Here is an 18,654-nt window from a genome sequence, read left to right on the forward strand (position 1 = left end):
TCGGAGCGCCGGAGCCTAGATCGCCGCCGCGCCCAGTCGCACGATCCAGTCCGCATGACGCCTCTTGAGTTCCCGCTGCCAACCGAGCCCGATTTCCTCGCTGTCGAGCACTTCCAGCACTTCGAAGACCAAGGATTCCGCACCGTGCTCATTCCACGCTGCCTGCAGGCCGGGGTGCGGGGAACCGCCGTGGCGCAGGCTGAAGAAAATCCGGTTGCCGATCGTCGCAAGGTCAGGCGCGCGGCCCACCCACACCAGGGCCGCCGCCTCGCAGCGCACCGCGTAGATGCCCCGCTCCGGTTTGCGCTGGCGATATGCCGCGACTGCCGCCTTGCGATCCATGATTTTCCTTCCTCGAGTCCTGATATTTTCACCCGGATAAATTGACTCGGCCGCAAAATCAAATTACCCGGGCAAAAATCATTAAGGATGGCTCGATGACACGGAACTGCACTGCCTTTCTTGGCATGACCCGCATAGCGCGCGGCAGCCCGGACCAACTTGTCGCGGCGCTGCGCGGGCGCGAGGACGGACTGCTCGTGTTCGACGATGCGGATGGCAGGGCCGTCGATCTCGACTGGCGCGGCGTTCCCGCGCTTGCGCAGGAAGAAGCGCCCCGGCGCCGTGGCCGGCCCAGGCTGGGCGTCACCGCCCGCGAAGTGACCCTGCTGCCGCGCCAGTGGGACTGGCTGTCCCGCCAGCCCGGCGGGGCCTCGCAGGCGCTGCGCCGTCTCGTCGATGAAGCGCGCAAGGCCGACGGCGGACGTACCGCGCGCCGCACAGCGCAGGAGCGGGCCTACCGCGTCATGTCCGCGCTTGGCGGCGACCTGCCCGGCTTCGAGGAAGCCTCACGCCTGCTCTTCGCGGACAAGCTGGAAGAACTGGCCGCAGCGCTCGCGCCTTGGCCTGCCGACCTCAGGGACCATGTGCTCGAACTCGTCCAGCCGCGCGCCGAAGACTGAAACGAAAAAAGGCGGCGCTCGCCGCGCCGCCTTTTCCTGTTCGATGTCTCGCACCCAATCGGGTGCGCCGTCATGCTAGGCCTTCAGGCGGCGGCGTCGAGCCCGTAAGCGGTGTGCAGCACACGCACGGCCAGTTCGGTCTCGTCCGTGTCGATCAGGACCGAAACCTTGATCTCGCTGGTCGAGATGGCGATGATGTTGATGCCGCGGTCGGCCAGGGTCTTGAACATGGTCGAGGCCACACCGGCGTGGCTGCGCATGCCGACACCGACGACGCTGATCTTCGCGACATTGCTGTCGGCGATCATGCGGTAGTAACCGATGGCTTCCTTGCGTTCTTCCAGAAGCGCCTGCGCGCGGACGAGATCGGCCTGCGGCACCGTGAAGGTGACGTCGGTCTCGCCTTTGTCCTTGGCGACGTTCTGGATGATCATGTCGACGTTGATGTTCGATTCCGCGAGCGGCGCGAAGATCGCGGCCACGGCACCCGGACGGTCCGGCACGCGGGTAAGGGTAACCTTGGCTTCGTTCTTGTCGGCGGCGATGCCGGTGATCAGCTGGCGTTCCATGTCGCTTCCTTCTTGTTCGGCATTGGCCAGTTCCTCGTCGCTCACGATCATCGTGCCGGGCAAGGTATCGGCGGCCGGGGCATTCTCGTCGATGAACGAGGACAGCACCTGAACCCGCACGTTTTCCTTCATGGCCAGCGAGACGGAACGGGTCTGCAGGACCTTCGAACCGACCGAGGCCAGTTCGAGCATTTCCTCATAGGTCACCAGCGGCAGCTTGCGCGCCTTGGCAACGATGCGCGGGTCGGTGGTGTAGACGCCGTCGACATCGGTGTAGATGTCGCAGCGGTCGGCCTTGACCGCCGCCGCCACGGCCACGGCCGATGTGTCCGAACCGCCGCGGCCCAGGGTGGTGATGCGATTGTCCGGCGAAACGCCCTGGAACCCGGGGATCACCGCGATCTCGCCCGCCGCCATCGAGGCCAGCAGCGCTTCCGAATCGAATTCCTCGATACGGGCCTTGGCATGGGCGTCGTCGGTCTTGATCGGCAGCTGCCAACCCAGCCACGAGCGTGCCTTGCAGCCCATCGCCTGCAGCGTCAGCGCCAGCAGGCCCGAAGTGACCTGCTCGCCCGAAGCCACGACAACGTCGTATTCGGCGGGATCGTAGAGCGCATTCGCCTCGCGGCAGAAGTTGACGAGGCGGTCGGTCTCGCCGGCCATTGCCGAAACGACGACTGCGACTTCGTGGCCCGCTTCCTGCTGGCGTTTGACGATACCCGCCACGCGCCGGATTCGCTCGGTGCCGGCCATCGAGGTGCCGCCGAATTTCATCACGATACGTGCCAAGGTGCCGTTGCCCCCTTCGGGTTGTGCGCAGGAGAGATGCGCGTGTGGATAAGAGTCGGCCGGGCTGTTAGGGGGGAGTCATGGATAATGCAACTGCTTCGAACACGCCTTCTCGCGCAACAATCGATCCGAAGGAAGCCGCTCACTTCGGCGCGATGGCGGCGGAATGGTGGGATCCCAAGGGTTCCTCGGCCATGCTGCACAAGCTCAACCCGGTACGCCTGGCCTTCATCCGCGCCGAGATCGACCGCCACTTCTCCACCGACTCGCGCATGCTGCGGCCCCTTGCAGGCAAGCGCGCGCTGGACGCGGGCTGCGGCGCCGGCCTGCTTTGCGAACCGCTCGCCCGCCTGGGCGCGGCCGTGACGGGCGTGGATGCAGCGGCCGAGAACGTGGCTTCGGCACGCAGCCATGCCGAAGCCATGGGGCTACCCATCGCGTACCGGCACGGCGAACTCGGCCAGCTCGGCCTCTCGGGCTTCGATCTCGTCTGCTCGCTGGAAGTGATCGAGCACGTCACTGACAAGGCGCTGTTCATCGGCCAGCTTGCCGAGGCGATGGCGGACGACGGGCTGATGTTCCTTTCCTGCCCCAACCGCACCCCGTCCTCGCGCCTGCTGCTGGTCGAGGCGGCCGAGCGGCTGGGCAAAGTGCCGCGCGGCACGCACGACTGGAAGGAATTCGCCACCCCGGACGAATTGCGCGATCTGGCGGCAGGCGCCGGGCTGGTGCTGGGCGAGCCCAAGGGCATTGCCTGGTCGCCGACGGCAGGATTGCACCTTTCGGACGATCTCTCGCTGAACTTCATCGCGACCGCACGGAAGATATAGGCGGCCGCTCCGGCGAGGACGCCATGTCGGCTAGAGCGTCCTCGCCAAAGCCGATATGGCGAGCCGGGCCTGCGCCTCGCGCTCCTGCCAGGACCCGCCGATCCGCGTGAAGGGCACCTCTGCGCGCACCAGCATTTCTTCCGCGAGGGCAGCGAAGCGCGCGCGCCTGTCGTCCGTGCCGAAGAAGCGGGTGCCGTCATCACGCCATGGCACATCGGGCGCGAAGAGCAGGTAGTGGTCCGCCTTGGGATAGGCCAGCAGCGCCGGCGGCACCTCGCCGAACAGCATCTGCGCCCAGGCAGCGGTCATGAGCTGGTCGGTATCGAGGAGCAGGACCGGCGGGCGCGCCGCCATGGCCTTGCGATTTTCCTCGGCCTGGCCCTCGGCAATGGCAAGAAGGTCCGCCATCGTCAGGTCGGTGCCGTGCTCCTCGCAATACGTGCGGCCGTATTCCGGCACCCAGGGATAGCCCAACCGCTCCGCCAGTACCGACTTCCCGGTGCTTTCCGCGCCGTGGAGGCACAAGGTGATCACGCCGCTTCGGCTTTCTCGGCCGCGATCCACTCGCGCAGGCCCAGTACCGACATCGCCAGCAGCACCACGTAGAGCGCCGTCGTCGGCCAAAGCCCCTTGTAGATATAGACCCCGATCGAGGCGACATCGATCATGATCCACAGCACCCAGTTCTCGATGCGGCGGAAGCCCAGCAGGATCTGCGCGGCGATACTGGCCCCGGCGATGGCGGAATCCGCATAGGGCAGCGACGCATCGGTGAACTTGTGCATGACCCAGCCCAGGTTCAGCGCCAGCGCCGCCGTGCCCATCAGCCAGAGCAGCCGCGCGAAATTGCCCAGGCGGCGGACCGGAACCCGGCTTTCGCCGCCCCCCGCGCGCACCCAGAGCACCCAGCCCCAGATCTGCGCGGCGAAGAAGAACAGCTGCAGCCCCGCTTCTCCGTAGAGCTTCGCGTCCCAGAACACGACGAAGTAGAGCATGACCATGGCCATGCCGAACGGATAGTTCCACACGCTGCGCTGCACGAGGAGCGCAATATTGGCGAGCCCGAGGGCCGCCGCTGCCCATTCGATCGGATCCATCGCGACGCTTCAGCCGGCCTGCATCATGGTCATCACCGCCGGCCCGTTAGCCCAGCGCCGCCTCCCAATCGGGTGCCTTGAAGCCCACCAGCAGTCCGCCGGAATACTCCACGACCGGCCGCTTGATGCAGCTTGGGTTGGCCGCCATGATTGCAACCGCCTTGGCGCCATCGATGTCGGCCTTGTCGGCCTCGGGCAGCTTCCTGAATGTGGTCCCGGCGCGATTGAGAAGCTTTTCCCAGCCGGCCTGCGCCACCCACCGCTCGAGTCGAGCCGCTTCGGCGCCTTCCTTCTTGTAGTCGTGGAAAGTGTATTCGCTGCCTCGGGCGTCCAGCCAGTTCCTTGCCTTCTTGACGGTGTCGCAATTCGGAATGCCGTAGAATTCGAGGCTCACGTCTTCACGTCCTTTGGAAGCGGTGCACCCGCGGCGAATCGCAGGTGAAGAGGGTATAGCTCTCGTAGTAGCCTTCCCGGCCGCGCTTTTGCACGACGATATGTTCGGCATGGCGCGCCCAGCCCCGTGCGGACGGCTCATCTTCCCATTCGGACATGGCGATCACTTCCCCGTCGTCGCTGAGGTAGCTTTTGAAGGAGAGAAAGCCCGGCTGGTTTCGGGCGAGTTCCTCCATATGGTCGGCATCGTGGACATAGGCCTCGGCATCGATGTCGACGCGTTTTCGGTTGCGGAAGACGACGAGAAACATGGCGCACCCCTTATCGATTTTCCCCGCTCCTAGCCGTCCGCCCGCACCATTCAAGCGCAGGAACAACCACTTCTGCTGAATTTCGCCCCCGCGGCCGGATCGGCACGATCCGAAAGGAGCGATCTGGGCCCGTGCGCGAGAAGTCATCTGTCGCGTCCGCGAGGCTGGACAAACCGATCCTTGCGCGACAAAGCGCCTCCATGAGCGTGAACACATTCGGACGCCTTTTCCGTTTCACCACCTGGGGCGAAAGCCACGGACCGGCCATCGGCGCCGTCGTCGACGGGTGCCCGCCGGGCCTGGCGATAGACGAAAGCACGCTCCAGCCCTTCCTCGACGCGCGCCGCCCCGGCCAGTCGAAGTTCACGACCCAGCGCCAGGAACCGGACCAGGTCCGCATCCTTTCAGGCGTGTTCGAGGGCCAGGATGGCGTGCGACGCACGACGGGCACGCCGATCAGCCTGATGATCGAGAACGTCGATCAGCGCTCCAAGGACTATTCGGATGTCGCCAAGGCCTACCGCCCCGGCCATGCGGACTATGCCTATGACGCCAAGTACGGCTTCCGCGACTATCGCGGCGGCGGGCGTAGCTCCGCGCGCGAAACCGCCAGCCGCGTGGCGGCCGGCGGCGTGGCGCGGCTGGTGATCCCCGAAGTGCAGATCCTGGCCTATGTCTCCGAGATCGGCGGCGATGCGATCGACATGGCGCAGTTCGATGCCGCGGAAATCGGCAACAACCCGTTCTTCTGCCCCGACGCGGAAGCCGCGAAGCGCTGGGAAAAGATCGTCGACGATGCACGCCTGGCCGGCTCCTCGGTCGGCGCGGTGGTCGAATGCATCGCCACCGGCGTTCCCGCCGGCTGGGGCGCGCCGCTCTACGGCAAGCTGGACGCCGACCTTGCCACTGCCATGATGGGCATCAACGCGGTAAAGGGCGTGGAGATCGGCGACGGTTTCGCCGCCGCGCGCCTGACCGGCGAGCAGAATGCCGATCCCATGCATCCGGGCGTTGGTGGCCCCGAATTCAGCGCCAACCACGCGGGCGGCATCGCTGGCGGCATCTCGACCGGCCAGCCGGTGGTGGTGCGCGTGGCCTTCAAGCCCACCAGTTCGATCCTCACCCCGCAGCCGACGATCAACCGCGAAGGGGAGGCCACCGAACTGCTCACCAAGGGTCGCCACGATCCCTGCGTGGGCATTCGCGGCGTGCCGGTGGTCGAGGCGATGATGGCGCTGGTCCTGGCGGATCACAAGCTGCTGCACCGGGGCCAATGCGGCTGATCGGGCCGATCTGCCGGCACTGAGAAGGCGGCCTGAACCTCGGGACGCCGCCTGCGAACGCTACCTGCGTTTCTTGAGAACGACGTAGATCGCGCCTTGTCCGCCGTGGCGGCGATGCGCGCCGCGGATGGCGACGATGTCGAGCGCGTGGTCGCTGGCTGCGAGCCAGTCCGTGATCTTGGCGCGGATCGCGCCCCGCGCGGTGCCGCGGTCCATCGCATCGACCGGCCGGGGCTTGCCCGTGACGATCAGCACGACCCGCGCGCCCATGGCCTTCGCCTGCGTAAGCCCGTGCATCAGCCGCACATAGGCCTGGTCGAGATTGGAACCGTGAAGGTCCAGGCTGAAGTCGGGAACCAGCGTCCCCTTGGAAATGCGCTTCTCCCAAGAGCCATCGAGGTGCAGCGGCGCGTCCGCCTTCGGCTTGGTCGCAACCGGCTTCGGCGGCAAGGGCGCCGGTATCCGGCCTTTCACTTTCTTGGGCGGCGAGGCGGGCGGAAGCACCACCGTCCGCGCCGGTGCCGCCATGAGAGCCGTGGGAATGGCGACGGGCCTGCGCTTTTCAAGCGGCGTCACGGTCCGGGCGACTTGCGCCCAGATTTCCGCTTCATCCGCTGTCAGTCGCCGCCCCGGTCGCCGCATCGCCGTTCTACCGCACGCCGAGGCGCGACAGGGTGCCCTTCGGCACCAGGATCAGCGCCTCGCCACGGCCGCTCATGCCGCCGGCGGTAAGCCGCGCCTGCTCGCCCGAACCCCAGAACGTGTCGAAGCGGTTGGCGCCCTTGATCGCCCCGCCGGTGTCCTGCGCCACCCACAGGCCGGTCGCCTCGCGCCGGTCCAGCCGCAGCCACACCGGAGCGCCCAGCGGCACGAAGCGGGGGTCGGCCGCCACCGAGGCATGGGCACGCACCGGCACGTTCAGCGCGCCGAGCGGACCATCGCCCTTGAGCTCCTTGAAGAACACCCACGACTTGTTCTCGCGCATCAGCGCCGCGCCATCGGCGGGCCGGTCGTGGATATATTGGATGATGCCCTGCATCGATCCCGAATATTGCCCCGGCGCCGAACCAACGAGGCCGCGATCGCGCATGACGCCGCCGATCCCGGTATAGGGCAGGCCATTCTGCCCGGCATAACCGATCCGCATCACGCTGCCGTCCGGCGCGCGGAGGCGGCCCGATCCCTGGACCTGGAGAAAGAAGAACTCGATCGGATCCGCGACCCAGGCGATCTCCAGCCCCTTGCCCGCGAGCACGCCCTGTTCGATGGCGGCGCGGTCGTAATAGGGCACGAAGACGCCGCTGACATCGTAGCGACCCAGCGGCATCCGCCCGCTGGAGGTCGGCGCGGCATCGCCCGCCTTCGCGCGCACCAGATCGCCCGGCATCGAATAGACCGGGACGGCATAACCTGGAACGGGTAAGCGGGAGCCGGCGATCTCCGGCTCGAAATAGCCGGTGGCAAAGCCCTTGCCGTCACCCACGCGTGCGGTTTCGAAATAGGCGGCGAAGAACTGCGCGGCCGGTTTGCCGCTCCACGCCGCAGCGGCGGCGCAGGCCTGGCGCCAGTCGGCCGGACGAGTCAGCCCGCTCGCATCGGTGCGCACGGTGACGCGCGGGCAGCTTTCGCGGAACGAGGCCAGCGCCGCGGCGGCATCGGTCGCGTTCATCGGCAGCGAAGAAACCGAAGGCCCTTGCTTGACCCCCGCGGCGACGGCGCTGACGGGCTGCGGCACAGCCGGTTGGGCCGGGGCGGTCGGTCGGGGCTGCTGTGCCGGCGGCCGTGCGGGCGGACGCGAAGGCCCTTTGGGTCCGGGCACGACCTGCACGCAGGCGGCCAGCAGCGCCGGCAAGACGAAGGCAGATATACGGCGCCATGGAAAACGCGACTCCCGATGGCGCGACACGCTCCCTCCCCGCAAAATCGATCTCCGAAACCTGATAACAACAAGGCCGGACCTTTCGGCCCGGCCTGTCGATCCTTGTGGGATCATCGGCGCGAAATCAACCGCGCGGGGCGATCAACCGGCGTCGGTTTCGTCGAGCAGCCAGTCGGGACCGGACGAATTGAGCTGACGGCTGAAGGTCCAGACGTCCACCGCCTCGATCGCATCGTCGAGCGAACCGGCGATCACATGGCCTTCGGCGTCGCGCGTGACGGCAGCGATATCGGAGCGGAAGCGCAAGGTGATGCGGGCAAGGCCGCTTTCCACCCCGGCCGAGACGATCGCGACATCCTCGATACGGATGAGGCGGTTGTCCATGGTCTCCCCGGCAGCAAGGCGCGCGTCGATCGCGGCGGCAAAGCTGTCATACACATCGCCTTCGCAGAGGGCGCGAAGCTCGGCCTTGTCGCCCTTCCAGAACGATTCCAGGATCAGGCGATAGGCACTGCGCGCGCCTTCGAGGAAGGCATAAGCGTCGAAACGACGATCCGCGCCGGAAATCTCCGCCAGGCCGCGCTCCACGGAGGGCGGCGCAAGCGGCATTTCGCGCAGGCGCTGGGGCTGGCCGACCCGGCCGCGTTCGTCTCCCTTGGCATCGCCCTTCGCATCGGGCTTGCCGTCCGCCTTGGGGGCAGGGACGCGCGGCGCACCGGGCTGGCCCTGGCGGCCTTCGAAGCGCCCCTGGATCGGCTCTTCCTCATGCTCGGCGCGGCGGCCGAGTACCGAATAGAGCCGCAGGCCAAGGAAGGCTGCGATCATGGCCAGGATCACGATTTCCGGTGTCACGTTCCTTTGTCCATCCTTGTGTTGGACGCTTCTGGGATACGGGTGGAGCGTTTCACGCCATCCGCCCGAAGGCGCCATCATAGACCCAGATAGGTACGGTTTTCAAATGAACAACGCGTGAGCAACGGTATCTGGGATTTTTCCGCCGTTACGAGTGCTACAACCGGACCAACGCCCCCGGCCCGCAAGCGTTCCCTGTCCTCCCTGCGCCGCCCCCGCGCGCGCCCTATGCCCGGTTGTGCCGCTATGCCCGCGAATCGGCCGGCGGCGTGCCTTTGCAGCCCCGCTCAAGGGCGGTTTGCAACAATTTACCCCTTCTCGGGTGTTCCACCGGCCCGCAAAATGCTTTAGGCGCGCGGCCAGACTTCAATCCGTGCGCCCGTAACGGGCCAATTTATCGGGAATCACCAAATGGCCGACGAAGGCAACGTCATCTCCGATCTCAACCTCGGCAACGGCGAGGATTCCGCGCCGGCCGCCGGCGTCATCTCGCAGTACGTCAAGGACCTTTCGGTCGAGAATCCGAACGCACCGCAGAGCTTCTCCTGGCAGGACGAGCCGCAGATCGAAGTGCAGTTCAACATCGGCGCCCGCCAGATCGACGGCGAAGTGCATGAAGTCGAACTGAAGATCACTTGCGCCTCGAAGGGCCCGCAGGGCACCGCTTTCGTGGTCGATCTCGCTTATGCCGCCCTCGTCGGCATGCGTAACCTGGAAGAGAGCCAGGCCCACGCGTTCCTCTACGCCGAAGCCCCGCGCATCCTGTTCCCCTTCGCCCGCCGCGTCGTTGCCGACGCCGTGCGCGATGCCGGTTTCGCGCCGCTGATGCTGGAGCCGATCGACTTCAACGGTCTCTACATCCAGCAGATCCAGGCGCAGCAGCAGGCCGACGCCGCCCAGGGCGAGCCGGTCGGCCACGCCTGAGGCCACAGCTTGAAAGGCGCATGACGCGCGTTTCTGCACTATCGGCCCGCGCCTCCGACCTGGAGACGTGGGCCGTTGGTTTTTCCGGGACCGGCATTTCTGGAACCGGGACCAAGGCGATCATCGGGAAGTTCCGGGCATGAACCTTACCAAGGCGCTCGCCAGTGTCGGCGGCCTCACTCTGGCCAGCCGCGTGCTCGGTCTGGTCCGCGACAGCCTGTTCGCCCGCTTCGTGGGGGCAGGCTTCGCCTCGGACGCCTTCCTGATCGCCTTCCGCCTGCCCAACATGTTCCGCGCCCTCTTCGCGGAAGGGGCCTTCGCTTCGGCCTTCATCCCGATGTTCAACCAGAAGGTCGCCAACCGGGACGGTCCGGGCCTGCCCGCCGGGATCGCCTTCGCCGAACAGGCGCTCGCCGTGCTCCTGCCCATCCTGCTGGCGATGACGCTGGTGCTGGAAGTGTTCGCCTGGCCGGTGACGTTCCTGCTTTCGGGCAATTTCAATGGCGTTTCGCAGGAGCAGTTCGCTTTCGCGGTGCAGCTCAGCCGCCTGACGATTCCCTATCTGGCGCTCATCAGCCTGGTCTCGCTTCTGGGCGGCATCCTCAATTCGCTGAACAAGTTCTGGGTCAATGCGGCCGCGCCGATCCTGCTGAACCTGACGCTGATCGTGGCGCTGCTGGGCTTCCATTCCGCCGATGCGCTGGTGACCGCGCGCAACCAGGCCATCGGCGTCTCGGTGTCCGGCGCGCTCCAGCTGCTCTGGCTGATGTGGGCCTGCCGCGCGAACGGCGTGTCGATGCGCCTGCGCATGCCGGTGTGGAATGCCGACGTGAAGCAGCTGATGAAACTGATCCTGCCCGCGGCGGCCGGCGCCGGTGCCGTCCAGATCAACCTCGTGATTTCCACCGCGCTCGCCGCCTCGCTGCTGGCGCACGGCTCGGTCACTTACATCTACATGGCCGACCGCCTGAACCAGTTGCCGCTCGGCCTGATCGGCATCGGCCTGGGCACCGTGCTGCTGCCGACGATCTCGCGCCAGCTTGGCGGCGGTGACGAGGCCGCGGCGATGGACACCCAGAACCGCGGCATGGAACTGGCCCTGCTGCTCACCCTGCCCGCGGCGGTCGCCCTGATCGTCTGCGGCCAGCCGATCGCCGCCGCGCTGTTCGGCTACGGCAAGTTCGATGCCGTGGACGTGGCGCGCACGGCGGAGGCACTCGCCGCCTTCTCGATCGGCCTTCCCAGCTATATCCTCGTGAAAGTGCTCACCCCCGGCTTCTACGCCCGGCAGGACACGAAAACGCCGGTGCGCTACGCGATGATGTCGATGGCGGTGAACCTCGTCCTCAACCTCGCGCTGATCGTGCCGCTGCAGCACATGGGCCCGCCGCTGGCGACCGCGATCGCCTCCACCGCCAATGTCGTTATGCTCTACTGGACGCTGGTGAAGCGCGGGCATTTCCAGTCCGATGCCCGCCTGAAGCGCCGCGCCCCGCGCCTTGCACTTGCGGCCGGAGCGATGGGCGTGGTGCTCTGGTTCGGGCAGGACCTGCTGACACCTTATCTCCACGGCACCTGGCTGGTGCGCGGTCTCGCGCTGGCCGCGCTCGTTTCGGCGGGCGGCTTGGTCTATGCACTGGCGACCCTGGCGACCGGCGCCTTCACGCGCGACGATCTCGCCCTGCTGCGCCGCCGCAAGGCTGGCTGAGCCGGCGATGGGCGCCTTCGGCCGCAGCATCCGCGAATCCATCGCCGCCGCCCGCGCGCAAGCAGCGGCGCGCCGGGACCGAGCCCCCCTCTTCCATCCCGGCAAAGCTGTGCTATGAGCCCTGCCCATGCACGGCCTTTCGCACACGAAGTCTGCCGAATCCCGTCGCCTCTCGTGGCGATGGCGGGGCGCTGCGCGCAAGACGCGCTGAACCGGGGCGCGCCTGCCGCGCCGACACCGCCTGCATCGGCGCCCTCCCGGGCGCACCTTTAGATCCCCGACCACTCACAACTCGCGAAGGACGCGTCCATGCGTATCGTCTCCGGCATCCAGCCCACCGGCAACCTGCATCTCGGCAACTATCTCGGTGCGATCCGCAATTGGGTCTCGATGCAGGACGAAGTCGCCGCACAGGGCGGTGACAGCCTCTACTTCCTGGCCGATCTCCACGCGATTTCCATGCCGCACGACCCGGCCACCCTCTCCGCCAACACGCGCGAGATGGTCGCGGCCCTGGTCGCCTGCGGCGTCGATCCCGACCGCTCGATCCTGTTCAACCAGACCCAGGTTCCCCAGCATGCCGAACTGCAATGGCTGCTCAACGGCACCGCGCGCATGGGCTGGCTGAACCGCATGACCCAGTGGAAGGACAAGGCGGGCAAGAACCGCGAAGGCGCCTCGGTGGCGCTGTTCACTTATCCGGTGCTCCAGGCCGCCGACGTGCTGCTCTACCAGGCCACCCACGTCCCCGTGGGCGAGGACCAGAAGCAGCACCTCGAACTCGCCCGCGACATCGCGCAGAAGTTCAACAACGACTTCGCGCCCAAGGACGAGAACGGGGAAGACGTCCCCGTCTTCACCCTGCCCGCGCCGATCATTCCGCCCGAGGCCGCCCGCATCATGTCGCTGCGCGATGGCTCGTCGAAGATGAGCAAGTCGGACCCCTCGGACATGGCGCGCATCAACCTGACCGACGATGCCGACACGATCATGCAGAAGGTCAAGAAAGCCAAGACCGACCCCGAGCCGCTTCCTTCCGAAAAGGAAGGCCTCGAAGGCCGCGCCGAGGCGCGCAACCTCGTGGGCATCTATGCGGTGATGGCCGGCACCACGATGGAGGCGGTCCTGTCCGACTTCGGCGGCGAGGGCTTCGGCAAATTCAAGCCGGCGCTGGGCGAGCTGCTGGTGGAAAAGCTGGCACCGATCAACGCCCGCTTCGTCGAACTGCGCAGCGACCGCGGCGCGCTCGACGCCATCTTGCGCAAGGGTTCGGAAAAGGCCCGCGCGCTCGCCGTGCCGACGCTGGACAAGGCTTACGAGGCGCTCGGCCTGGTGCGCTGAGGACAGCATGGCGTCGTCCCGGATCCGGTCCGGGACGACGCTTCGCTCAGGAATCCAGTCCCAGGAGCTTCGCCCGGCGCCGCATCCACGTCGCCGCGAGTGCGTCGACCTCGCCCAGCGCGTCCAGCCCCTCGCGGTCCTTCTTGTGCTCGCCGGCGATCAGTAGGCCGAAGACGCGGCGGACGCTCCATGCGGGCCAAGGCCGCTCGGCCAGCACCATGCGGTCCCCGGCGGCGACTTCGCCTTCCTCCAGAACCCGGTAGTACCAGCCCGACCGGCGCGACTTCACCACGCCGGCGTTGACGGCCGAGCCGTCGAAGCGGTGATCGAGCTTCCAGCAGGGCTGCCGCCCCTGCGACACCTCGACCAGGGCCGTCCCCAGCCGCCAGCGATCGCCCACGCAGATCATGTCCTCGGTCAGGCCCTCGGTGGCGATGTTCTCGCCGAAAGCGCCATAGGCCGAGAGAAGCGGATGGGCGCCGATCGAGTCGCGCCAGAAGGCATAGTGATCGTGCGGATAGTGGTGGATCGCCTTGTCCGGCCCGCCGTGGACCGCAAGATCCGCCTGCTCGTCGCCCTCCAGTCCCAGCCGACGGACGCGAACCGCTCCCTCCACCGCCAGCTTGCCGATGGCGCTGGGTTCGTCCGCGCCGCGAAAAGAGCTGACTTTTCCGCATTGCACGGAGAGAATCGCAATGGAATTCGTCTCGGGGGAACTGTTCAACATCGCCGGCGCTTCCTACATGATTACCCTGATCTCAGGCCGTGACTCACGGCTGAATGGACAAAGGCCACATCAAACGGCTTATCGCCGGTTAGCCTCCATTCAACCGCTATTCAGGGCATTGATATTAAGGCAGAGTCGCAAGGAATCACAGGCCGCGCTTGGGAAGGGCGTTTCGGACCTGGCAGGTTCGTGGAGTGAAACCGATGACAGAACATCCCGGAACCCATCTCGGAAAGCTGAGGCTAGCAGCCGCGGCTTTCATGCTGATGGCCCTCGCCGCCTGCGCAACGCCCTTCAAGGCCGACGTTTCGCGTTTCCAGTCGCAGCTTCCGGCACCGTCCGGCCAGACCGTCGCCGTCGTGGCGGACGATCCCAAGCTTGCGGGCGGCCTCGAATTCGCAACGTACGCCCGTCTGGTCAGCGATCGCCTGCAGAAGGTGGGCTATGCCACCGTGGACGATCCTTCGAAGGCAACCCTGATCGCCCGCTTCGACTACGGCGTCGACACCGGCCGTGAGCGCGTCCGTTCGACGCCCGCAATGGGCGGCGGCTACTGGGGCCCGTGGTATGGCGGCGGCTGGGGCGGCCGTGGCTACTACGGTCGCGGCTGGGGCGGCGGCTGGGGCTGGGGCGGCCCGTGGCGCTATGGCTGGTACGATCCGTTCTTCGATGGCGGCGTGGATTCCTACACCGTCTACACCAGCGGCATCACGCTGAAGATCGACCGTGCGGCCGACAACCAGCGCCTGTTCGAAGGCAAGGCCGAGGCCGTTTCGGCTTCGAACCACCTGCAGTACCTCATTCCGAACCTCGTCGAATCGATGTTCACGAATTTCCCCGGGAACTCGGGCGAGACCGTGCGCATTACCGTCGCGCCGGAAAAGAAGTGATCTTTAGAAAAATGAGCTGATTGGCTCCCCCTGCGAAGAGGGAGGCACCGAGGGGCGGGTCCGCTGAAATATGCGGGCCCGTCCTTTCTTTTTGCCGGTCCGGCCCGTATCGCAGCCGCTCCGGTTGACCGCCGCCAACCGCACGGGAATGCTCGCCGCCTAATGAACACCTTCATGGCCATCATGTCGCAGCTCTTCTGGGGCGTGACCGTGGGCGCCCTTTCCGCAGCCTTTTCAACGCTTGCCAAAGGGCTCGCGGCGATCGCCGGGATCGGCGGAGTGGGCTGGTATTCGCTGAAGCGCCGCCGCGACAAGCGCGCGCGACTCGATCGCAAGGATTGACGGAAAACTGGGGAGCATTGCCCCCTGCCCCTTCAAAACGGCCGAAGTCGGGTGCCGGCGCGCCCATCGCATCCTCCAGGGACCGACCGGCACGCCGCAGCAAACGCGCAAGAAAGTTGAAATATCGAGGGTCCGGGGATAATAACCCCCGGGACGTCCCTCAGCTTCCCAGGGCGACGACCCCGCCGGTCGAACCGAACCCGCCTTCACCGCGCTCGGTGGATTCCAGCTCATCCACCGTCAGCCAGGCGGCCCGCGTCACCGGCGCCAGCACGAGCTGCGCCACACGGTCGCCGCGGCGGATCTCGAAAGCCTGCGCGCCGTGGTTGATCAGGATGACCTTGAGTTCGCCGCGATAGTCGGAATCGATCGTGCCTGGCGAATTCGGTACCGAGATCCCGTGCTTGAGCGCCAGGCCCGAACGCGGACGGACCTGGATCTCGAAGCCCGGCGGAATCGCCATGGCCAGGCCGGTGGCAACGGCATGACGGCCGCCCGGTGCCAGCGTCACGTCTTCCGCCGAGACCACGTCCATGCCCGCCGCGCCGTTCGTGGCGTAAGCGGGCAAGTCCAGCCCTTCGCCGTGAGGCAGGATCTTGACGGGGACGGGGACGTCAGCGGGGGAGTGCATCTGCGAACCTTTCGACGAGGGCGCGCGCGACGTCCTCCTTGGGCATTTCCGGAAGACTGATCACATCGTCCGCGCGCACGATGTGGACCGCATTCACATCGCCGCCCATGACATCGCCCGACACGTCGTTGGCGATGATCCAGTCGGCACCCTTGCGTTTGCGTTTTTCGGTGGCGTAGCGAATGACGTCCTGCGTCTCCGCCGCGAAGCCGATCACCAGCGGTGGCCGTTCGGGGCTGGTCGCGAGTGTGGCCAGGATGTCGGGATTTTCGGTGAGCAAGAGGGCCGGCGGCGCAGAGCCGCGCTTCTTGAGTTTCTGGTCGGCCGTATGGGCGACGCGCCAGTCGGCCACGGCCGCGACCATGACGGCGATGTCGGCCGGCATGGAGCGCTTCACCGCCTCGGCCATCTGCAAGGCGCTTTCCACATCCACGCGGTCGACACCGGGCGGCGTGGGCAAGTGGACCGGGCCCGCCACCAGGGTGACCCGCGCGCCCGCCTCGGCAGCGGCGGCGGCGATCGCGAAGCCCTGCTTGCCCGAGGAACGGTTGGCGATGTAGCGCACGGGGTCGATCGGCTCCCAGGTCGGCCCGGCAGTGACCAGGACGTGGCGCCCGGAAAGCGGCCCCTCGAACGGCGCCGGCGCCAGATGCAGCGCTTCGGGATCGGTGGCGGGCGCAGCGCGCGCCTCGCCCTTGCGGGCCGCCAGCGCGGCTTCTTCCGGCGTGAAACCGAGATCTTCATGGCTGGCGGCAAGGCCTGCATCCCGGCCGTCGCCAAAGGTGATGGCCTGCTTGCCCTTCTGCCGCCCGCGCGCGATCAGGCCGCCGGAAAGGCCGCCCAGGCCGATATCGTCGGGTTCCGAATGCTCGGGCTCAGGCGTCGCGAACTGCGGCTGCCAACTGAAAGGATCGCCCCCCGGCAACGGCGCGACTTCCACCGGGCCGAGGCCGAGCGCCCAGGCGATGCGCTGCCAGATCGCCAGCGGATCGGGCAGCCGGCCGGGGCCGTATTCGCCGCAGGCCATGGTGCCTTCGTCAGGCTCCATCACGTCCACCCCGGCATCGCGCAGCACCTGGACGTTGCGCGTGGTGGCGGCGTGCTGCCACATGCGCACGTTCATCGCCGGGACCGCCATGACCGGCTTGTCCGTCGCCAGCAGCATGGTCGTGGCGAGATCGTCGGCAATGCCCGAGGCCATCTTGGCCAGCAGATCCGCCGTCGCCGGGCAGACTACGACGAGGTCCGCCTCCCGGCTGAGCTGGATATGCCCCATCTCGGCCTCGTTTTTGAGGTCCCAGAGCGTGGTGTAGACCGGCTTTTCGGACAAGGCCGCAAGCGCCATGGGCGTGACGAAGTGCGCTCCGCCCTCGGTCAGGACGCAAGTGACTTCGCCGCCTTCCTTGCGGATCTGCCGGACGAGTTCGCAGGACTTGTAAGCGGCGATACCGCCGCCCACGACCAGGAGAATGCGTGGTCCACTCATGCTCGGGGCTTGTGCAACACCGCGCCGGAGGGCGCAATCAGTTTGGGAATGCCGGCCTCAAAAACGGCGCATCATCCCATCAGCGCCCAATATGTCAGCCCCCAGGCCGCCGCACCGCCCAGCACCGCTGCAAGGCCGCGGCCCAGCCAGGGGTTGCCCTCGGGCTTGTGCTTGCTGCGGCGCTCCCAGATGAGGTCGACATCGGGCAGCGGCGCCTGTTCGGGCGCGCCGCCCTTGGGCGGGAATTTCTCCTCGATTCGCCGCACCAGCGCCGGCAGGCGCAGCAGCGTGCCGAGATCCTCGCGCAGGCGGTCGGCAATGACCGCCTCGGGGCCGAGTTCGTCGCGCAGCCAGCTCTTCACGAAGGGCGCCGAAACGTCCCACATGTTGATGTCGGGATCGAGCGCGGTGGCCAGGCCTTCGACCATGACCATGGTCTTCTGGAGCAGCAGCAGGTGCGGCTGCACCGCCATGTCGAAATCGCGCGTGATCGCAAAAAGCCCGTCGAGCATCTGGCCGACCGACAGTTCGGAGACCGGCTTGCCGCGCATGGGCTCGCCCACCGCGCGCAGCGCCGTCGCGAACTCTTCGACGGTGTGGTAGCTCGGGACGTATTGCGCCTCGAAATGGATTTCGGCCACGCGGCGATAGTTGCCGGTGGTGAGGCCGTAGAGGATCTCCGCCAGCCAGAGCCGCGCCTGCCGGTTGATGCGGCCCATGATGCCGAAGTCGATGGCGACGATGGTGCCGTCGTCCTCTACGAACAGGTTGCCCTGGTGCATGTCGGCATGGAAGAAACCGCTGGAGATCGCCTGGGTGAGGAACGTGATCACCAGCTTGTGCGCCAGCCGGGGCAGATCGTGCCCGGCCGCGCGCAGACCGGCGAGGTCGCTCATCTTGGTGGCACCGATCCACTCGATCGTCAGGACCTGCCCATTGGTGCGGTCCCAGTCGATGTGCGGCACGCGGTAGCCGTGGATGCCCTTCATCGCATCGGAGAGTTCCGATGCCGAGGCGGCTTCCCGCCGCAGGTCCAGCTCGCGCAGGGTCCAGCGCTTGAGGTTGGCGACGACCGCGCGCGGACGCAGGCGAGAGGCTTCCCCGCCCAGCGCCTCAAGATGGGCGGCGGCCCATTCATACGTCTCCACATCGCGGGCGAACTGCTCGCGAATGCCGGGGCGCAGCACTTTCACCGCCACGGTGCGGCCGTCAGGCGTGATCGCCCGGTGCACCTGGGCGATCGAAGCGGCGCCGACCGGGTCTTCCTCGATCGAGGCGAAGACCTGCTCCAGCGGGCGGCCGAAGCTGCTCTCGATCACCTGGCGGATCTCGGAGAAAGCCACCGGCGGCAGGCTGTCCTGCAGGGTCAGCAGATTGCGCGCAGGCCCCTCGCCCACGAGATCGGGCCGCGTCGCCAGCGCCTGGCCGAGCTTGATCGCGGCAGGGCCGATTTCCTGGAAGGCGCCGGCATAGTCCGGCTCGGCGGGCTGGCGGGTGCCGAAGCGGGCGATCCGGGAGAGGCGCTTGACCTGGGCCGGGGCATTGCGGTCGTTCTCGATCCCGCGCAGCGCGCCATGGCGTGCGAGGACGCGCCCCCACTTGAGGAGGCGCAGGACGTGCGTCGTGGAACCCGTCACTTG

The 18,654-nt window shown here is 67.1% G+C and carries 21 protein-coding genes; 8 read left to right on the forward strand and 13 right to left on the reverse strand.

Annotated features, from left to right (window positions below; translation table 11 throughout):
* Positions 1-15: 15 nt before the first annotated feature.
* Positions 16-342 carry a GIY-YIG nuclease family protein gene (locus ACZ1J6_RS15970; RefSeq protein ID WP_442044951.1) on the reverse strand — a complete coding sequence of 109 codons (327 nt, stop codon included), beginning with the start codon at positions 340-342 and terminating at the stop codon, positions 16-18.
* A 125-nt stretch (positions 343-467) separates the two neighbouring features.
* Between ACZ1J6_RS15970 and ACZ1J6_RS15975 the strand changes: the two genes are divergently transcribed.
* Positions 468-962: a DUF2239 family protein gene (locus tag ACZ1J6_RS15975; protein ID WP_465127491.1), complete on the forward strand. Its 495-nt coding sequence runs from the start codon at positions 468-470 to the stop codon at positions 960-962.
* Between the two features lie 83 nt (positions 963-1,045).
* Here the strand turns inward: ACZ1J6_RS15975 and ACZ1J6_RS15980 are convergent, their stop codons facing one another.
* A complete protein-coding gene (locus tag ACZ1J6_RS15980) occupies positions 1,046-2,320 on the reverse strand; it encodes an aspartate kinase (protein WP_132264929.1) in 1,275 nt (424 codons plus the stop codon).
* Between the two features lie 80 nt (positions 2,321-2,400).
* On the opposite strand from ACZ1J6_RS15980, the gene ubiG reads away from it, so the two are divergent.
* Complete coding sequence (gene ubiG / locus ACZ1J6_RS15985; RefSeq protein ID WP_465127492.1) at positions 2,401-3,150, forward strand: bifunctional 2-polyprenyl-6-hydroxyphenol methylase/3-demethylubiquinol 3-O-methyltransferase UbiG; 750 nt, start codon at positions 2,401-2,403, stop codon at positions 3,148-3,150.
* A 30-nt stretch (positions 3,151-3,180) separates the two neighbouring features.
* On the opposite strand, the gene ACZ1J6_RS15990 is transcribed toward ubiG, so the two are convergent.
* The 4 genes from ACZ1J6_RS15990 to ACZ1J6_RS16005 are packed head-to-tail and all read right to left on the reverse strand — an operon-like array spanning position 3,181 to position 4,951.
* Complete coding sequence (locus ACZ1J6_RS15990) at positions 3,181-3,684, reverse strand: AAA family ATPase (protein ID WP_465127493.1); 504 nt, start codon at positions 3,682-3,684, stop codon at positions 3,181-3,183.
* Positions 3,681-4,247, reverse strand: coding sequence for a nicotinamide riboside transporter PnuC (pnuC, locus tag ACZ1J6_RS15995; protein WP_132264923.1), 567 nt, complete (start codon positions 4,245-4,247; stop codon positions 3,681-3,683). Before pnuC ends, ACZ1J6_RS15990 begins: the two co-directional genes overlap by 4 nt.
* Before the next feature lie 46 nt (positions 4,248-4,293).
* Entirely contained in the window at positions 4,294-4,641 is a 348-nt protein-coding gene (locus ACZ1J6_RS16000; RefSeq protein WP_465127494.1) for an arsenate reductase, read from the reverse strand.
* Positions 4,642-4,645: 4 nt separating this feature from the next.
* Positions 4,646-4,951: an antibiotic biosynthesis monooxygenase family protein gene (locus ACZ1J6_RS16005; protein ID WP_132264919.1), complete on the reverse strand. Its 306-nt coding sequence runs from the start codon at positions 4,949-4,951 to the stop codon at positions 4,646-4,648.
* Between the two features lie 200 nt (positions 4,952-5,151).
* On the opposite strand from ACZ1J6_RS16005, the gene aroC reads away from it, so the two are divergent.
* Positions 5,152-6,234: a chorismate synthase gene (aroC, locus tag ACZ1J6_RS16010; protein ID WP_465127495.1), complete on the forward strand. Its 1,083-nt coding sequence runs from the start codon at positions 5,152-5,154 to the stop codon at positions 6,232-6,234.
* 60 nt (positions 6,235-6,294) lie between these two features.
* Here the strand turns inward: aroC and ACZ1J6_RS16015 are convergent, their stop codons facing one another.
* The 3 genes from ACZ1J6_RS16015 to ACZ1J6_RS16025 all read right to left on the reverse strand — a co-directional run bounded on the left by ACZ1J6_RS16015 (position 6,295) and on the right by ACZ1J6_RS16025 (position 8,965).
* Positions 6,295-6,876, reverse strand: a complete 582-nt coding sequence (locus tag ACZ1J6_RS16015) for a Smr/MutS family protein (RefSeq protein ID WP_465127496.1) — start codon at positions 6,874-6,876, stop codon at positions 6,295-6,297.
* Positions 6,877-6,883: 7 nt separating this feature from the next.
* Entirely contained in the window at positions 6,884-8,101 is a 1,218-nt protein-coding gene (gene mltA, locus ACZ1J6_RS16020; protein ID WP_347876955.1) for a murein transglycosylase A, read from the reverse strand.
* A gap of 153 nt (positions 8,102-8,254) precedes the next feature.
* On the reverse strand, positions 8,255-8,965 hold the full coding sequence (locus ACZ1J6_RS16025; protein ID WP_134094601.1) for a Tim44/TimA family putative adaptor protein: 711 nt from the start codon (positions 8,963-8,965) through the stop codon (positions 8,255-8,257).
* A 411-nt stretch (positions 8,966-9,376) separates the two neighbouring features.
* On the opposite strand from ACZ1J6_RS16025, the gene secB reads away from it, so the two are divergent.
* The 3 genes from secB (at position 9,377) to trpS (ending at position 12,938) form a co-directional block, all read left to right on the forward strand.
* Entirely contained in the window at positions 9,377-9,889 is a 513-nt protein-coding gene (gene secB, locus ACZ1J6_RS16030; protein ID WP_132264910.1) for a protein-export chaperone SecB, read from the forward strand.
* A 139-nt stretch (positions 9,890-10,028) separates the two neighbouring features.
* On the forward strand, positions 10,029-11,597 hold the full coding sequence (gene murJ / locus ACZ1J6_RS16035) for a murein biosynthesis integral membrane protein MurJ (protein ID WP_465127497.1): 1,569 nt from the start codon (positions 10,029-10,031) through the stop codon (positions 11,595-11,597).
* Positions 11,598-11,906: 309 nt separating this feature from the next.
* On the forward strand, positions 11,907-12,938 hold the full coding sequence (gene trpS, locus ACZ1J6_RS16040) for a tryptophan--tRNA ligase (protein ID WP_132264907.1): 1,032 nt from the start codon (positions 11,907-11,909) through the stop codon (positions 12,936-12,938).
* Between the two features lie 46 nt (positions 12,939-12,984).
* Here trpS and ACZ1J6_RS16045 read toward each other — a convergent pair whose 3' ends face one another.
* Entirely contained in the window at positions 12,985-13,665 is a 681-nt protein-coding gene (locus ACZ1J6_RS16045; RefSeq protein WP_465127498.1) for an MOSC domain-containing protein, read from the reverse strand.
* A 203-nt stretch (positions 13,666-13,868) separates the two neighbouring features.
* Between ACZ1J6_RS16045 and ACZ1J6_RS16050 the strand changes: the two genes are divergently transcribed.
* Positions 13,869-14,555: a DUF4136 domain-containing protein gene (locus ACZ1J6_RS16050; RefSeq protein ID WP_134094604.1), complete on the forward strand. Its 687-nt coding sequence runs from the start codon at positions 13,869-13,871 to the stop codon at positions 14,553-14,555.
* 174 nt (positions 14,556-14,729) lie between these two features.
* Positions 14,730-14,897 (forward strand): hypothetical protein, encoded by a 168-nt coding sequence (locus ACZ1J6_RS16055; RefSeq protein WP_243654160.1) that lies wholly within the window; start codon positions 14,730-14,732, stop codon positions 14,895-14,897.
* 160 nt (positions 14,898-15,057) lie between these two features.
* Here ACZ1J6_RS16055 and dut read toward each other — a convergent pair whose 3' ends face one another.
* From dut to ubiB, 3 genes are all read right to left on the reverse strand, one after another.
* Positions 15,058-15,528, reverse strand: a complete 471-nt coding sequence (gene dut / locus ACZ1J6_RS16060; protein WP_132264900.1) for a dUTP diphosphatase — start codon at positions 15,526-15,528, stop codon at positions 15,058-15,060.
* A complete protein-coding gene (locus tag ACZ1J6_RS16065; protein WP_465127499.1) occupies positions 15,512-17,014 on the reverse strand; it encodes a bifunctional phosphopantothenoylcysteine decarboxylase/phosphopantothenate synthase in 1,503 nt (500 codons plus the stop codon). Before ACZ1J6_RS16065 ends, dut begins: the two co-directional genes overlap by 17 nt.
* A gap of 71 nt (positions 17,015-17,085) precedes the next feature.
* Complete coding sequence (gene ubiB / locus ACZ1J6_RS16070; protein WP_431567321.1) at positions 17,086-18,651, reverse strand: 2-polyprenylphenol 6-hydroxylase; 1,566 nt, start codon at positions 18,649-18,651, stop codon at positions 17,086-17,088.
* Between the last annotated feature and the right edge of the window lie 3 nt (positions 18,652-18,654).

It is taken from the genome of Novosphingobium sp. BL-S-21 (assembly GCF_055521655.1).

Coding starts and splice junctions, on each gene's coding strand:
- ACZ1J6_RS16065 (WP_465127499.1), bottom strand. CDS start 17,014: ATGAGTGGACCACGCATTCTCCTGGTCGTGGGCGGCGGTATCGCCGCT.
- ACZ1J6_RS15975 (WP_465127491.1), top strand. CDS start 468: ATGACCCGCATAGCGCGCGGCAGCCCGGACCAACTTGTCGCGGCGCTG.
- ubiG (WP_465127492.1), top strand. CDS start 2,401: ATGGATAATGCAACTGCTTCGAACACGCCTTCTCGCGCAACAATCGAT.
- ACZ1J6_RS15970 (WP_442044951.1), bottom strand. CDS start 342: ATGGATCGCAAGGCGGCAGTCGCGGCATATCGCCAGCGCAAACCGGAG.
- ACZ1J6_RS16005 (WP_132264919.1), bottom strand. CDS start 4,951: ATGTTTCTCGTCGTCTTCCGCAACCGAAAACGCGTCGACATCGATGCC.
- ACZ1J6_RS16055 (WP_243654160.1), top strand. CDS start 14,730: ATGGCCATCATGTCGCAGCTCTTCTGGGGCGTGACCGTGGGCGCCCTT.
- aroC (WP_465127495.1), top strand. CDS start 5,152: ATGAGCGTGAACACATTCGGACGCCTTTTCCGTTTCACCACCTGGGGC.
- pnuC (WP_132264923.1), bottom strand. CDS start 4,247: ATGGATCCGATCGAATGGGCAGCGGCGGCCCTCGGGCTCGCCAATATT.
- dut (WP_132264900.1), bottom strand. CDS start 15,528: ATGCACTCCCCCGCTGACGTCCCCGTCCCCGTCAAGATCCTGCCTCAC.
- ACZ1J6_RS16015 (WP_465127496.1), bottom strand. CDS start 6,876: ATGCGGCGACCGGGGCGGCGACTGACAGCGGATGAAGCGGAAATCTGG.
- trpS (WP_132264907.1), top strand. CDS start 11,907: ATGCGTATCGTCTCCGGCATCCAGCCCACCGGCAACCTGCATCTCGGC.
- ACZ1J6_RS16050 (WP_134094604.1), top strand. CDS start 13,869: ATGACAGAACATCCCGGAACCCATCTCGGAAAGCTGAGGCTAGCAGCC.
- murJ (WP_465127497.1), top strand. CDS start 10,029: ATGAACCTTACCAAGGCGCTCGCCAGTGTCGGCGGCCTCACTCTGGCC.
- secB (WP_132264910.1), top strand. CDS start 9,377: ATGGCCGACGAAGGCAACGTCATCTCCGATCTCAACCTCGGCAACGGC.
- ACZ1J6_RS16045 (WP_465127498.1), bottom strand. CDS start 13,665: ATGTTGAACAGTTCCCCCGAGACGAATTCCATTGCGATTCTCTCCGTG.